We start from the raw sequence: 16,117 nt of genomic DNA, 5'->3' as shown, positions 1-16,117 counted from the left end.
TCCATTATTTTGTTTAGAACCTGTCTCATGTGGCTCCATCATAGCATGCCCTATCTGAAAAAGCTTTCACGAAAAAAATGATTATGCTACTCGAAAATCGGAGATGCTACATATAAAATAGAGAGTTGGAGGATCGAAATGAAGAAAATCCTTGCAGGAGTTGTAATCTTTGGACTTTTACTTATTACCTTCTTTTATGTATTCAGCCGGACGAGCGAAATCTTTGATGAGAATCGAGCAGAAAAATTGCTCCTTTCATCTGAAAAAGAGTCCATTTCTTATGAAATAGATGATAAGGACACAGCAGAAGATTTAATAGAAGATTTAAACAAAGGTAAACAAACAAGCAATCATCTCAAGAAAAATTTAAAGAAACCAGATTATATTGCCAAGGTGATGTACGGCCGAACAAACGGCACCACCTTTCAGCTTTGGACAAACCGTTCGCAGGTCGTTTTTTTAGTAGATGGGACTTATTATGAGCTGAATCAAAAACAGTCTAATTCTTTTCAGAAACAGTTAAAAGAAGCCATTCAAAAGGGCTGAAATTTTATTTTATCCCTTTGTCTTCTTATCAGCGTGATAGAACCTGTACACACTAAGGGAGTCTCTTCATAAAAGACTCCCTTTTTTTTATTTACTTTCCTCTGCTTGATACTTTTCCTTTAGTGCTCTTCTTAAAATTTTACCTGTTGTGTTCTTTGGAATATCATCTATGAAATGGATCGTTTGGGGCTGCTTATATTTCGCTAAAAAGCGTGAACAATGTGTGATGATGTCTTCTTGATCGATGTGAGCATGTTTCTTAGGGGAAATGTAACAGACGACAGCCTCTCCGGTGTTCGGATCTGGCACACCGATGACAACGGCTTCTGCTACAGCTTCATGTTGATAAAGCACTTCTTCTACTTCTCTTGGATACACATTATAACCGCCAACGAGAATCATATCCTTTTTCCGATCGACAATATAAATGTATCCTTCTTCATCTCTTCTCGCTAAATCACCGGTGTACAGCCACCCGTCTCTTAGTGCAACTTCAGTATCTTCTGGCATTTGATAATAGCCTTTCATAATGTTTGGCCCTTTTGCTATGAGCTCTCCGACTTCATTTGGACCGACTTCTTCTCCCAGTTCATTCACAATCTTATTTTTCACATTCATAATGTCGGTCCCGACTGAACCGGGTTTTCTTTTTCCATCAAGAGGATTGAATGCAGTTACTGGGGAAGCCTCTGATAATCCGTAACCCTCCAGCACCGTGACACCAAATTTTTTCTCAAAACCGTGAAGTAAAGCAACAGGCATTGAGGCACCGCCTGATATACAAATCCTCACAGAGGACATTGCTTTCTCATGCCCTTCCTGGCGGTACAAATAGTTATACATAGTCGGAACACCAACAAATAACGTTGGCTTCTCTTTTTCCATCATACGCAAAAGCTCTGATGGGCTGAAATGCGGCAGAACATAGATGGTCGCGCCATGAATCAATGGTGCATTCATACAAACCGTTAAACAAAATACGTGGAACATCGGCAATGCGGCAATCACCTTGTCCTTTTCATCAATGGATAGGTACTCAGCAACGTCCCTGGCATTTGAATACAGATTAAAATGAGTCAGCATCGCACCCTTTGGTTTTCCTGTCGTGCCAGATGTAAATAAAATAACTGCCGTATCGTCCTGATGAATAGAAGGATGTACGCTTTCTTTCGCATGACCAGACACAAGCTTTCCAAAGAAGACAAGTCGATCAGATACTTCCTTAAAACTTGATCTGCACGCAGATTCATTTTCTGCACAAATAATCACCCGTTCAATAGACGGAAGCTGTTCGTACACCTGCTCGTACACTGGCAGTAGCTGTTCAGGGGTAACAATCCCTTTTACATCACCTGTAATCAGCATATAGCCAATTTCACTAGGCGTGTATGTTGGATTGATTGGTACTACGACAAGCCCTGCCTTTAAGGCACCAAAAAAAGAAATGACAAAATGCGGTGAATTTCCTAAAATAAGCGCGATATGATCCCCAGCTTGAAACCCTTCGCTCACTAAACCATCTGCAAAGCGCTCGATACTTGTCATGAGCTCTCGATAGGTCCACTGATTTCCTTCAAAGATCAGTGCGATATCTTCTCCCTTCGTCATCGCCGTCTGCTCTAGATTTTTGATCAAATCCATTCTCCCACCCCTTACATGTCATCAATGAATGAATAGCCATTCATTTTATGGCCAAACATTCCTCCTTTCTATTATAATAGACAATCGAAAAAATCCACAAGATCAAATGTAAATCGCTTTCATTTCTTTCAATCAAAAAAGCACCGCTATCTCTAGCCGTGCTTGTCCCTCTTAATAAATCAAATCAAGAAAATCCTCTTTTGATACGTTGCCAAAGTAGTGGCGCATGTCCATATCTTCTAATACGTCACTGATCGTTTTGCGATCATATTGCTGGCCAATGAGTCTTTTTTCAATATCAGCAATATCCCCTACACCAAAGAAATCACCAAAGATCTTGCAGTCCTGGATCATCCCTTTTTTCACTTCTAATCGAAGATCAATGGAGCCTGCTGAGAATCTCTTAGAATGCTGTAAATTAAATTTCGGTGAACGGCCGTAGTTCCATTCCCATTTTTGATATCGATCCCGAGAAATCTCGTGAATCTTTTCCCAATCCTTCTCAGTCAACTGATATTGAGGGACATCCCCATTCGTATCGAAAATGTAGCTTAACAGAATTTTTCTAAATTCTTCTGTTGTCATCTTTTGATCCATTAATTCACTAATATTGGCAACCCTGCTTCTAATGGATTTAATGCCTTTAGATTCAATCTTTTCTTTTTTCACATTTAAAGCCGAAACAACATGTTCAATTTCTGAATCAAATAGCAGCGTGCCATGGCTGAAAATGCGCCCTCTTGTAGCGAACTGGGCATTTCCGGAAATTTTCCGACCATCTGCCATGATGTCATTTCTGCCACTTAATTCAGCCTTGACGCCTAGCTTTTCAAGCGCCTGGATGACTGGCTCCGTAAACTTTTTAAAATTATGGAAGCTGTCCCCATCATCTTTTGTGATAAAGCTGAAGTTTAAGTTTCCTTTGTCATGATAAACTGCGCCACCACCGGACAGGCGGCGGACAACTTTGATGCCGTTGTCTTCGACATACTTTGTGTTGATTTCTTCTATTGTATTTTGGTTCTTTCCTATAATAATCGACGGCTGGTTAATATAGAACAGCAAATACGTTTCTTCTGGGTCTAAATATTTTAAGCAATATTCTTCAATTGCCAAATTAATCATTGGATCATAATGTTGTTCGTTATCGATAAACAGCATCTCTATCTTCCTTCCTTGTTCCATCTAAGCCCTGAATGGGCAAGCTGTATATTGCCAGTATATAACGCCTGTGCTTCATTGACTAGGTCTTTATGACGACCAAAATGGGGCAGGTGGGTGATGATAAGTTCACCAACATTCGCTTCCATTGCAAGCTTGCCCACCTCTGTACTATTCATATGTCCTGCACTCGATCCGTCCTGTCCAGCGTAAAAATTGCTTTCAGCAATCAGTAGATCTGCATCCTTGCTAAATGGGACAAATGCCTCCTGATAACTTGAATCTGCTGTATATACCACCACAGCATCCTCTGCCTGAATTCTCATCGCATAGCATTCTGCTGGATGAACCGTTTTCAAAAAATCAATTTGAAATGGACCAATTTGAATACCCTCTTCTGGCTGATAAGCCTTTGCCTTAGTATGTACATCATCCGCAAGCCGCCCAAAAGCTTCTTGATTACCTGTATGTCCATAGACCGGAAGCGGACCGCTGCTTTTTCCTAAATGATATCCCACTAGCTTCGCATATTGGAGTGGTCCGATATCTGCAATATGATCGTGGTGATAATGAGAAAGGAGAACAGCATCAAGTTCTTCTATATCTATGTATTGCTGCAGTTTGGAAAGAACACCGCTTCCGCAGTCTACAAGTAGACGAAAGCCATCTGATTCAAAAAGATACCCTGACGTCGCTTCACCAGCGGCCGGAAACCCTCCGTAGCATCCAATGACAGTTAATCTCATCGTCATTTTTCCCTCCTTTTCTAAAAATCCCCTTCTTACAATATACCCATTTTTCATGAAAAAAGCATTCTTCTTGCCTATTGTTACAAAACAGATTGACAATTATTAATCTGTTATAATACAATAATAGCAACAAAACGTATTGGAGGATGACAAATGCTAGGAAAAATCACAGAGTTTTTTAGAAATTTGCCCTCAAAAAAATGCACAAAATGTGGAAATGATTTAATGGAACAACACGAGTGTTACGGTAATGAATGTGAGGAATGCTCACAAGTAAGTTATCTTAAATAAGGTAAAAAAATGAATTAAAAAGCACTTTTTTCCTCCGTCGTCAGTTGGAGTCAAAAGTGCTTTTTATTTTTTCTGAAAAATAGGTAAAAAGGTAAAACCCTTGTCCTAAAAGGGTTTTTTAGTATTTTCATCTGATGAGTTTTAGTTCTGAAGACACTTTTTATTGACTTGAATCAATAAAGGAGGTTCTAAATGTTCATTTTTTCAAATAATTTTGTATTTTCTTAATATAATTTAATCGTGGACGAACCTCTTTAATTTTAGTTATACTTTATTTCATATATTAAAACTTAATATGATGGGAATATTCCTTTAATGAATATGCTAGGGAGGAAATCTATGAAAAAATTAAAATTTGGATTAGCTACACAAATCCTAATCGGTCTTATTCTCGGTGTCGTTGTTGGGGCAATCTTTTTCGGTAACCCAGGCGTTGAGACTTATTTAAAACCAATTGGAGACTTCTTCTTAAGACTCATTAAGATGATTGTTATACCAATTGTCGTATCTAGCTTAATTTTAGGAGTTGCAGGTGCCGGTGATGGTAAAAAGGTAGGGAAACTTGGTTTTAGAACCATTCTTTATTTTGAAATTATCACAACATTTGCGATTATCCTTGGTCTTGTGCTTGCTAACTTTGTTCAACCTGGTGCAGGCGTTGACTTTGGAAATACGGAAAAACAAGATATTAGCCAGTATGTTGAAACGGAAAAAGAGCAAAGCAGCAAATCAATTGCTGATACGTTCCTTCATATCGTTCCAACGAACTTCTTCCAATCATTGGCGGAAGGTGATTTGCTTGCGATTATTTTCTTCACTGTGCTATTTGCTCTTGGCGTTTCTGCCATTGGTGAACGCGGCAAACCAGTGCTCGCCTTCTTTGAAGGTGTATCACACGCCATGTTCCATGTCGTCAACGTCGTGATGAAAGCTGCACCATTTGGTGTCTTCGCACTCATTGGTGTGACTGTATCAAAATTTGGTCTTGAATCTCTTATTTCATTAGGTAAGCTTGTAGGTCTTGTTTATTTTGCGCTCGCTCTCTTCCTTATCGTTGTATTCGGAATTATTGGAAAGATGATTGGCGTCAATATTTTCAGATTTCTTGCTTACATGAAAGACGAAATGCTTCTTGCTTTTAGTACATCCAGCTCTGAAACAGTTTTACCAAGAGTCATGGATAAAATGGAGCGCATTGGATGTCCGAAGGGAATTGTTTCTTTCGTTATCCCAATCGGTTATACGTTTAACCTGGACGGCTCCGTCTTGTATCAAGCGATTGCTGCGCTTTTCCTTGCACAGGTATATGGCATTGACCTCACGATCGTCCAGCAGCTCACACTTGTTCTTGTGCTGATGGTGACATCAAAAGGAATGGCTGCCGTTCCTGGTACGTCCTTTGTTGTATTACTCGCTACATTAGGAACGATTGGTGTACCTGCTGAAGGTCTTGCATTTATTGCAGGTGTGGATCGTATCATGGATATGGCGCGAACAGTTGTTAACTTAACAGGAAATGCACTTGCAGCTGTTGTGATGTCTAAATGGGAAGGGCAATATGACCCTGAAAAAGGACATCGCGTAATGACTGGACAAGATGTACCTGAACCAACACAGCTCTCAAGCTAATGAAAAAGAACCCCATTTATCGGGGTTCTTTTTTTTATGCTGTGATTAAGGATGATTGCACGTAGTGATAAAGAAGATTCGCTGTATGGACAAGGGAATCTTCATGTGTTCGTTCAAAAGCATGCGAGGAATCTATCCCCGGTCCAATCAGTCCATGAATGATATCATGACCTGCTCGAATCGCTGCTGATGCATCAGAGCCGTAATAAGGGTAAATATCTAGACGGTAATCTATGTTGTTCTCTTCTGCCAATGCGGCTAAATGCTTGCGTAATCCATAATGATAAGGACCGCTTGAGTCCTTCACACAAATAGACACGCTATATTCATCTGTTGATTGACCATCGCCGATCGCTCCCATATCAACAGCGAGATATTCCACCGTTTCTTCTGGAATATTGGAGTTTCCACCGTAACCAATCTCTTCATTATTAGAAATTAAGAAGTGCGTCGTATGCGGCAGTGTGATATTTTCCTTTTGAATACGGTGGATGAGTCGCAGCAAAAGCGCTACACTTGCCTTGTCATCAAGGTGTCTTGATTTAATAAAGCCTGATGACGTCACTTCCACTCTAGGATCAAATGAGATAAAGTCCCCTACTTGAATTCCAAGTGCTTTGACATCGTCTGCATTTTTCACCTTTTCATCGAGACGAATCTCCATATTTTCTTGGTTTCGTTTTGCTTTTCCAGCATCCGCATAGACATGAACGGACGTTTGATGCATAAGAATAGTACCTGTGTATGTATGACCTGTTGCTGTTTCAATTTCACAATATTCGCCTTCAATTGAGTTATATTGAAAGCCTCCAATGAGTGCAAGACGAAGCCGTCCATTTGATTTAATTTCCTTTACCATCGCACCGAGCGTATCGACATGTGCTGTCAGCATGCGGTGTTCCTCGTCATCAGTTCCTTTAATAGTGGCAATTAAGCCGCCCTTACGATTTCGTTTTGTCTCAATATTTACATCTTGTAAAAAGCGTTCAACAAAGCCGATCACCTTTTCTGTATTCCCTGACGGACTTGGGATCGATACGAGCTTTTGAATCAGCTGAACGGTTTCGTTTACTTCAGTAGTCATTCGGCATTTCCTCCTTTGTGTGAAAGCAATTCCTTCCATGTATGCCTTTTATAGCATCTCTCCTTAAAATATATCGCTTCGGGTTCAAGATGTCTAATTTCAAATCAAAAATCCTTCCTCTATCAAGAGAAAGGATTCATTGATTAAGCTTCGTCTTGTTTCATTTTTCTTACGTTCCAAGCAAAGTATGCAGTTGTTGCCGCCATCATGATGATCGCAACTGTACCGAGAATCGCTGCTTGGTGCCATAAATAGCTGTCATCACCGCTTGCAATGATCGTTCTAAATCCATTGATTGTATACGTCATTGGAAGCAGACTATGAATGATTTGGAAGAACTTCGGCACAAGCTCAAGCGGGAATGTACCAGCACTTGCTGCGAGCTGAAGAACTAAGATAATGACGGCAATGAAGCGTCCTGGGTTCCCCATTGTTGTGGCTAGCAGCTGAATAATCGCTAAGAATGTCAGACTGACGACGATCGCAAAGAGATAGAAGCGCCAGAGGCTTTCCACCTCAAGACCAAGCCCAAAGATGAGCATCGTACTTGCAATGACTGCTTGAAGGATACCGACAAGCAGAAGTACGCTATATTTGCTGACAAACCATTCAAACGCATTTCTAGGGCGTCCAGCAGGGTCTTTCATTGGGAATACAACGGTGAGCATTAGAGCCCCAACAAAGAGTCCCATGGATAAAATATAAGGCGTGAGCCCTGTTCCATAATTATCAATCTTTTTCGCTGTATCGTTTTCTGTTTTAACAGGGCTTGCAATCATATTGTAATTGTCTTGATTTGCATCAATTTCACCTGTTTCATCAGCAGCGCTTTTCAATTTATTGGACAGCTTACCTGTACCGCTTTTTAAATCTCCCAATCCTTTATCAAGCGATTTTGAGCCTTCGGCAAGCTTAGATGTATTGCTTTGGATATTTGTTGAACCACTTTCCAGCTTATTTAACGCTGCGCTAAGCTGACTTGATCCATTTGCAAGCTTATCCGCTCCGCTTTTCGCCGTATCAAGCTTTCCATTTGCTGTTTGCAGGCCATCTTGTAATTGACCTTGACCTGTTTGAAGCTTCAGTGCACCTTGATACAATTTATTCGTACCAGATGTCATTTGGTCGATCGCATTTTGTATCGCAACTGTAGACGTGTACAGCTGTTCTGTTTTCTCTGGCAGCTGTTTGACTTGCTGCAGCTGCGCTTTTGCAGATGCAACTGCTTGTTGAACCTCACTTGCATCAGGCAGTTCCTGCAAGGCCGCTAAGCTTTGTTCGAGTCCAGACAGATCAGGCAGTTCGATTTTAGGCAGACTGTTCAGCTGATCCATTGCCGCCTTTTTCTCTTCATCTGTCATGGAGCTGTTTTGGATAATGCTTTTTACTTTAGCATCTCGATTTGATAATGCTTCTTTTAATGAAGCAAGTTTTGTACTGAACGTTTTTGCGTCTTTTTTCACCTGATCAAGTTTAGGCGCCATCTTTTCAAGATTCGCTAACTCTGGTGACGACAAGACTTTTTCTACTGCTGCAATTTTTTCTGAAAAGGATTGGGCTTTGTTGTTTAACTGCTCAATGCCTGCTGTGAATTGCGGCATTTTAGAAGCGAGTTGCTGATGTCCTTCTTTGCTTGTGTTTAATCCTTCGGTTAATGTATCAATTCCTGAACCAAGCTCTCCAAATTTCTGATCAATGGTTTGATAGCCTGTTAAGAGCTGACCAAGCCCACTGTCTAGAGACTGTATGCCTGTGTTCAGTTCACCCATTTTCCCTGCGAACTGATGAACACCTTCGCTATAGGTTAACGTACCTTCAGCCAATTTGGCTAAGTTGTCTTTTAACTTCGTACTGCCATCTTTTGCGCTTTTTGTTCCGTCATCAATTTTCTTCGCACCATCGCTTGCTTGATCTAATCCTTTTGCAATCGTTTTGAAGTTATCAAAGATGACCTCGGCGTAATTTTTTGTGACTTCTTTTGAAACTGAATCTTTTAATTTGATAATGGCATTATTCGCAATTTGTGACGCCGCATAGTTGGCGCCTGGATTCGTATAATATTTCAGATTCGATTTTTTCGGATGTTTTTCTAGCACTGTACTTGCATTTTTCGAGAAATTCTTTGGTATTTCCACCACGAGGTAATAGTCCTCGTTATTTAATCCTTTTATAGCCTTTTCATGACTATCGACAAAGTTCCATTTGAAATTATCGTTTTTCTTTAATTCCTTTACTAAATCATCGCCAACTTGAAGGGTTTTCCCGTCATAATGACTGCCTTCATCCAAGTTGACAACCGCTACAGGCAATTGATCAACTGTACCATAAGGGTCCCAGTACGCTTTTAAAAATACACCACTGTAAATCAGCGGAATAAATAAGACAGCTAAAATCGGGATCAGTAGTTTTTTGCTCGTTACAATGTCCTTCCATTGATTCCGAATTAAATTCATTGCTGTTTTCCTCCCATAGATGAATGACTAAATATAAAATTTGGTCATTTGAACTCAAAAAAAATTATGTTGTTGCAGATAGTCCTTTTAAGACATAAAGCTCCAGCGATTCGGCTACCTCTTCTTTTGTTAAAGGCTCGTATCGCTTTTCCCAATCAAAAATCAGTGCAATATATAGTTTCACCATCACAAATGCAGTCAATTCAGGATCACAAGGCTTAATGTCGCCTTTATCCATCGCTTCTTGTACTTTCATTTTGATATAGCGAATGATCATCTGCTCCATTTTTTCGATCATTTCCTTGACCGCTGACGTGCCAAGCTCTGCATTTTCCTGAAAAATCTTAATTGTGAGCTGGTGGTTTTTTCGAAATTCTAAAATTGCAAAGAGTGCTAAGTGAAGGTTTTCAGAGAAACTATTCTTCTCATCAATTGCCTCATCCGCAATTTTCCTCATCTCTAGTAAAAGGGATGTGAAAATTTCATCAAACAACTCTTCTTTGTTTTTGAAAAATGTATAAATGGTTCCTTTTCCGACGTTGGCAAGCTTTGCCACAAGGTCCATTGTGGTCGCTTTATACCCGAATTGAGTAAATGCCTTCGTCGCACCATCTAAAATCATTTGTCTCCTATCAACACTCATGATCTCACTCCCGAAATGACTATTTGAACGTTTTGGTCATTAAGTACAGAAAGTAATATACCATATCCTTTTCCCCAGATGCAACAACTTTGTTCACATTTATGATTCCCAACTCTTTTTGAATGATTCGATCATGAAAAACTCCCTTTCCATGACAGAAAAGGGAGTCGTTTTTTATGCAAATAGGTACGATAAAGCCTCTGAGATGGCAGCTTTTCCTTGATCAATACAATCAGGGATTCCGACACCTTCAAAAGCGGCACCTGTGATATAAACACCAGGATATGATTGCTTAAACGTTTCTCGCATGTTCGAAATAGCTTTCTGATGACCGACGTGATATTGCGGCATACTTGTCTTCCAGCGAGTCACTGTCGTCAATTCTGGATCTGCTTTAATATCCATGATTTTCTTTAAATCTTCGAGCACGATGCTGACGATTTGACTGTCTGACTGCTCGACAATCGATTCGTCACCAGCTTTTCCGACGTACGCACGCAATAGCGTTTTTCCTTTCGGAGCGGTATGCGGCCATTTTTTGTTTGTCCATGTACAGGCCGTAATAGAGAAATCACTGTTTCTTGAGATGACAAAACCAGTGCCGTCATATTCATTATGAACATCCTCTTCTTTAAAACCGAGTGCTACTGTTGCAACAGAAGTAGAGGTCATGTCATGCAAATACTCTAGCCCTGCTTCTTTAGGAAACATGGAATAAATCGATTGATGCGGAGTCGTGACAATGGCTGAATCGGCAAAAAGCGTTTGACCGCTGTCTAATTGCAAGCCATAGCCCCCATCCGTTTTTTCAATCTGTTTTACTTTTGTCCCTTTATACACCGTTGTCAGCTTGAGCTTACTTTCTACTGCTTCCACAAGCGACTGCAATCCTTGATTGATCGTTTGGAACTGCCCTTGTTTTTTCGCAGTCACTTGCTGCGCTTTCGCATGCTGCTGTGATTTTTTCATCCCAAGAATCAAACTGCGATGCTGCTGTTCTGTTTGATAAAATTGCGGGAAGGTGGACATTAAGCTCAGGCGGTCAATATCCCCTGCATAAATGCCTGATAAAAGCGGCTCGATTAAATTCTCAACGACCTCATCACCCACACGTCTTCTAAAAAATTCACCAAGCGACTGATCTTCGGTCTGCTTGCTTTTTGGCAACACGAAATCCATCGCTGCTCTTGCTTTTCCCGCAACTGAAAAAAGACCAGTTGTAATAAATGGGCTGATTTGAGTTGGAATCCCCATAACAGCACCCTTTGGCATCGGGTGAAGCTTTTCATTGACTAGTACATACGCTTGCCCAGTTTCATTATTGACGAGCTGATCGGTCAGACCGACATCCTTTGCCAGCTGCGGCCCACTGACCTTTCTTTCTAGAAATGAATCAGGTCCACGTTCAATGATGTAGCCGTCTTTATATAATGTTTGTATTTTTCCACCTAGCCTAGGGCTCGCTTCAATAAGTGATATTTGAATCGGAAGACCTTTTTCTTCGACTTCCTTTTCCAAATAGAAGGCGGCGGCTAAACCAGTGATGCCACCGCCAATGATGACAAGGTGTTTTTGATTGTCATGCATAGGATCGCCTTCTTTTATATGATTACTTGCTTTCGTCAAGCTTCTTTAATACGACTGTTGCCAGAGCATCAATAAATGCTGGTTTCGCATTTGGCATTTCTGGACGATAGTAGGCTGCACCAATTTCATCTGTCACGACTTTACATTCATAATCGTTGTCGTATAACACTTCAAGATGATCAGCGACAAAACCAACAGGCACATACACGAATGTTTGATAGCCTTTTTGTTCAAATAAGTCCCGCGTTAAGTCTTGTACGTCTGGTCCTAGCCATGGATCCGGCGTATTGCCTTCACTTTGCCAGCCAATTTCATAGTGTTCAATTCCCGCACCTTCTGCAATCATTTTGGCAGATTGTGCGAGCTGATCAGGATATGGATCTCCTGCTGCAATAATTTTTTCAGGAAGGCTGTGTGCAGACACAATAAGTACCGCGGAATCTCTTTCCTCTTGACTCATTGATGCATACGTATCCTTCACTTGCTTCACCCAATAGTCCACAAACTTTGGCTCATCGTACCAGCTTTCAACAGACGTAATCTGTAGATTGCCGAGCTTGTCTGCCTCATCTTGTGCACGTTTGTTATATGATTTCACACTAAAGGTAGAGAAATGCGGCGCTAAAACGATACTCACAGCTTCTGTCATGCCGTCCTTGTGCATGTCAGCAACTGCATCCTCGATGAAAGGCTCGATATGTTTTAAGCCAATGTACACATGAAATTCAATGTCGTCTTGAATGTCATTCAAGTGCTCACACAAACCATGTGCCTGCTGCTCTGTAATTTTTGATAAAGGAGAAATACCGCCAATTGCCTTGTAGCGATCCTTTAAATCTTGCAGCATTTCCGGCTCAGGCTTTCTGCCTCTACGAATATGTGTATAATAACGCTCAATGTCTTCTTCTTTATATGGGGTGCCATATGCCATGACAAGAAGCCCCATTTTCTTTTTCTCCACAACCAACACTCCTTCAGATCAATTGAAATAGTTTAGATGGATGATTTTTTATGTGAAGCTGAATAGTCATGAATAAAATCGGTCAGCTTCTTTAACGTATCTGGTGAAACATCTGGAAATACCCCATGACCTAAGTTAAAGATGAAGTGATCTGATTTCATCCCTTGATCTAATATGTCTTTTGCTCTTTCTTCAATGACTTCCCAAGGAGAAAGTAAGATCGTTGGATCAAGATTTCCTTGTAACGTTTTTGTGAGCCCTTCTTTTCGCGCTTCGTCTACACTCATTCGCCAATCAAGTCCAACGACGTCTAGCGGCAGGTCATGCCAATCTTTCACAAGATGGCTTGCACCAACTCCGTACATGATCATTGGTACATTTTCACTCTTCAACTCTGTGAAAATTCGCTGCATGACAGGTTTAATGAATGTCCGGTAATCCGCTGCATTTAAAGCGCCCACCCATGAGTCGAAGATTTGAAATGCACTGACCCCTGCTTTTACCTGCGCGCGTATGTACGTGATCGTCATATCAGCTAATTTGTTCATGAGCAGCATCCATGTCTCAGGCTCACTGTACATGAGCGCTTTTGTTTTATGATAGTTTTTAGACGGGCCGCCTTCAATCATATAGCTAGCCATCGTAAATGGTGCACCAGCAAAACCGATGAGCGGTACATTCAGCTGCTCTTTCGTTAAAAGCTGAATCGTATCGAGCACATATGGCAGGTCTTCTTCAGGATGAAGTTCCCCAAGACGTTCGATATCTGCTTTTGACCGAATCGGTGAATCAATGACAGGTCCAATGCCATTTTTAATTTCAACGTCCACTCCAATAGCTGGAAGCGGGGTCATAATATCTTTATATAAAATCGCGGCATCTACACCATATTGTTCTACAGGAAGTCGTGTTACATAAGCACATAGCTCTGGCTGATGCGTAATTTCAAATAGCCCGTACTTTTCTTTAAGGGCACGATATTCAGGCTGTGAGCGTCCTGCCTGCCTCATATACCAAACTGGTACATGGTCTGTTTTTTCCCCTTTGCACGCCTTTAAGAACGTGTCGTTAAAAGCCTTCGTTTTTCCCATTACCTTTCATTCCACCTTTCGCCTTACACTCTCTTTGTATAAGGCTCAAACACTGCTTTTACTATACCGCTTTTTCAAGGCACGGTATACTAAACCGGCTCATTGTTCAAAAAATCGCCGAATATTAACGTCCAAAAGCCTCTGGCTTGACATATGGACTGCCTTCTCCTTCTTCTTGCGTTTGGGTATTATATGGAACCACCTTATACTCCGCATCTGAAAACACATTGGCATACGGCATTGTGTAGCTATTTGTGCCTGTCACTGAGTCAATCAGCGTTTCGCTTCCATTTCTCTTTTCATAGATGCGGTATTCAACGCGTTTATCCTCCTGCTTGTCCCAAGACAGCTCTAATGTAAACAATCCTTTGATTTTAAACACATAGCGGGCTTCAAATCCAGAAAGTCCTTCTAAATGAATTGGCGCTTGAAGTTCTTTAATCCCCTCTGGTTTTTTAAACGTTTCATTCGTTATTTGGGCTGCCGTTAAAATATCCTTAAACAGCTGCACTGGGTATTGACTTCCGCCAGTTAAATAGTGACTGTTATCGGTTTTGTCATACCCCATCCAGATCGCACCCGTTGTACTTGGCGTATAGCCGGCAAACCAAGCATCTTTTGTTGCACCCTTCACACCTGAATATGTGGTCGTGCCTGTTTTACCTGCTAAATCTCCAGCATACGAACCGCTCTGGGCTGTTCCGCCTTTGACGACTTGCTGCAGCATTCTTGTCATATTCCAAGCATTCTGCACGCTGAACACTCGTTCTGGCTTACTGCGATTTTTCTCTACCGTTTCTCCTTCATCATTGGTGATTTTCTGAATGAAGAAAGGCTTTTTATATACGCCTTCGTTGGCAAATGTGTGGAAAGCTCCCGCGATTTGAAGTGGAGAAACCCCTTTTTCTAAACCGCCAAGGGCTATCGCAAGTCCTTGATCCGAAATATCGATTCCCATTTTCTCGAGATATGTTTTCGAAGTATCAATACCAAGCTGGCTTAATGTCCACACCGCTGCTGTATTCTTACTTTTCATGAGGGCCTCCACCATCGTGACCTTGCCTTCATACTGTCCATCGTAATTCTTTGGTGAATAACCGTCATAGCTTTTTTCTTCGTCTTCAAGCAGGGAATAAGGTCGGAATTTTTTCTCCTGCAGCGCAGGTCCATATACCGCGATCGGCTTGAAAACAGATCCAGGCTGTCTAATAGCAGTCACCCTGTTATAGCCCCTCGCTTGATATTCTCGTCCTCCGATTGCTGCTTTTACTCCGCCAGACTCATTATCAATAAAGATGGCACTGCTTTCAGGAGAACCGCTTTTTCCCGGGAAATAACGGTTGTTTTTCATCGCATCGTAGGTGAACTTTTGCAGATTCATATCGATCGGAACTGTAATGGTATAACCACCTTGAAGCAATTGCTCATGTGAAATGGCATACTCTGATTCAGCTTCCTTAATGATGAGATCGACATAGCTATCGACCCAAGGCGTTTCTGATTTCTTTTTCAAATGAATGCCAAGTGTTCTCCCTTTTGCTTCTACTGTTTCTGTTGATGATAAATATCCTTGCTCATTCATTAAGTTAAGAATCGTGTCCCGCCTTTGTTTATTTTTATCAGGGTGTAAAACAGGCGAGTAAGTAGACGGCGCCTTTGGCATCGCAGCGAGTGTAGCCCCTTCGCTGACCGTTAAATCTTTCACATCTTTACTAAAGTAATAATTGGCTGCTGCTTGGATACCGTAGACGCCATGACCGAAGTAAAGCTGATTCAAATACATTTCGAGCAGCTTATCCTTTGAATAATCTCTTTCTAAATTAATTGCAATGATGACTTCTTTTGTTTTTCGCAGAAAGGTTTTGTCATTTGTGAGAAAAATATTTTTTGCGAGCTGCTGAGTAATTGTACTACCGCCCTCTACCTTTCCACCTGCTAATATATCTCGATAAACCGCCCTTGAAATTGACTGCGCATCAATTCCATGATGCTCATAAAACCGCTTGTCCTCAACAGCCACAAAGGCTTTTGCTACTTTATCAGGTACATCCTTTATTGACACAGGGTCCCGATTTTCTGAATACATACTTGTGAGTTCTTTTCCATTCTGATCAATGATTTGGGATGAAGCGTGAAATACAAGCTTCTTTTCATCTATGACATAATGTCCTAAAAATAAAATGGTCAGATAGCCAATAAATGAAAGCACGATTGTACTTCCTGCAATGACTAATGGAATGATTATCTTCTTTTTCTTCAAATTAGGTCACCTCATTCCTTT

At 41.0% G+C, this 16,117-nt stretch carries 13 protein-coding genes; 3 read left to right on the top strand and 10 right to left on the bottom strand.

Features of this window, described 5'->3' with window-relative positions; genetic code table 11:
• Window positions 1–138: 138 nt before the first annotated feature.
• On the top strand, window positions 139–546 hold the full coding sequence (locus NST39_RS05565) for a sporulation protein (RefSeq protein ID WP_106067175.1): 408 nt from the start codon (window positions 139–141) through the stop codon (window positions 544–546).
• Window positions 547–633: 87 nt separating this feature from the next.
• Here the strand turns inward: NST39_RS05565 and NST39_RS05560 are convergent, their stop codons facing one another.
• From NST39_RS05560 to NST39_RS05550, 3 genes are all read right to left on the bottom strand, one after another.
• Entirely contained in the window at window positions 634–2,187 is a 1,554-nt protein-coding gene (locus tag NST39_RS05560) for a fatty acid--CoA ligase family protein (RefSeq protein WP_341027430.1), read from the bottom strand.
• Between the two features lie 171 nt (window positions 2,188–2,358).
• Window positions 2,359–3,348, bottom strand: a complete 990-nt coding sequence (locus tag NST39_RS05555; protein WP_044140700.1) for a lipoate--protein ligase — start codon at window positions 3,346–3,348, stop codon at window positions 2,359–2,361.
• A gap of 2 nt (window positions 3,349–3,350) precedes the next feature.
• Window positions 3,351–4,094 (bottom strand): MBL fold metallo-hydrolase, encoded by a 744-nt coding sequence (locus NST39_RS05550; RefSeq protein WP_185847330.1) that lies wholly within the window; start codon window positions 4,092–4,094, stop codon window positions 3,351–3,353.
• A gap of 156 nt (window positions 4,095–4,250) precedes the next feature.
• Between NST39_RS05550 and yhfH the strand changes: the two genes are divergently transcribed.
• Window positions 4,251–4,388: a protein YhfH gene (gene yhfH / locus NST39_RS05545; protein ID WP_008359029.1), complete on the top strand. Its 138-nt coding sequence runs from the start codon at window positions 4,251–4,253 to the stop codon at window positions 4,386–4,388.
• Window positions 4,389–4,727: 339 nt separating this feature from the next.
• Window positions 4,728–6,017, top strand: coding sequence for a cation:dicarboxylate symporter family transporter (locus NST39_RS05540; protein WP_044140699.1), 1,290 nt, complete (start codon window positions 4,728–4,730; stop codon window positions 6,015–6,017).
• A 34-nt stretch (window positions 6,018–6,051) separates the two neighbouring features.
• On the opposite strand, the gene NST39_RS05535 is transcribed toward NST39_RS05540, so the two are convergent.
• The 7 genes from NST39_RS05535 to NST39_RS05505 form a co-directional block, all read right to left on the bottom strand.
• A complete protein-coding gene (locus NST39_RS05535) occupies window positions 6,052–7,101 on the bottom strand; it encodes a M42 family metallopeptidase (protein WP_065098920.1) in 1,050 nt (349 codons plus the stop codon).
• Between the two features lie 143 nt (window positions 7,102–7,244).
• Window positions 7,245–9,554, bottom strand: a complete 2,310-nt coding sequence (locus NST39_RS05530; protein WP_106067170.1) for a YhgE/Pip domain-containing protein — start codon at window positions 9,552–9,554, stop codon at window positions 7,245–7,247.
• Between the two features lie 64 nt (window positions 9,555–9,618).
• Window positions 9,619–10,197 (bottom strand): TetR/AcrR family transcriptional regulator, encoded by a 579-nt coding sequence (locus NST39_RS05525; RefSeq protein WP_034620016.1) that lies wholly within the window; start codon window positions 10,195–10,197, stop codon window positions 9,619–9,621.
• A gap of 174 nt (window positions 10,198–10,371) precedes the next feature.
• Window positions 10,372–11,784, bottom strand: a complete 1,413-nt coding sequence (gene hemY / locus NST39_RS05520; RefSeq protein WP_217012978.1) for a protoporphyrinogen oxidase — start codon at window positions 11,782–11,784, stop codon at window positions 10,372–10,374.
• 22 nt (window positions 11,785–11,806) lie between these two features.
• Window positions 11,807–12,745, bottom strand: a complete 939-nt coding sequence (gene hemH, locus NST39_RS05515; protein WP_050945387.1) for a ferrochelatase — start codon at window positions 12,743–12,745, stop codon at window positions 11,807–11,809.
• Window positions 12,746–12,777: 32 nt separating this feature from the next.
• Complete coding sequence (gene hemE / locus NST39_RS05510) at window positions 12,778–13,836, bottom strand: uroporphyrinogen decarboxylase (RefSeq protein ID WP_065098924.1); 1,059 nt, start codon at window positions 13,834–13,836, stop codon at window positions 12,778–12,780.
• Window positions 13,837–13,960: 124 nt separating this feature from the next.
• A complete protein-coding gene (locus NST39_RS05505) occupies window positions 13,961–16,096 on the bottom strand; it encodes a transglycosylase domain-containing protein (RefSeq protein ID WP_341027428.1) in 2,136 nt (711 codons plus the stop codon).
• Between the last annotated feature and the right edge of the window lie 21 nt (window positions 16,097–16,117).

Origin of the sequence: Bacillus sp. FSL W8-0645 (genome assembly GCF_038007905.1) — a bacterium.
In the GTDB taxonomy this organism is placed as follows: Bacteria; Bacillota; Bacilli; order Bacillales; family Bacillaceae; genus Bacillus; species Bacillus pumilus.
Note: the sequence above shows the minus strand (reverse complement) of the source record. Positions and strands in the feature narration are given on the sequence as shown.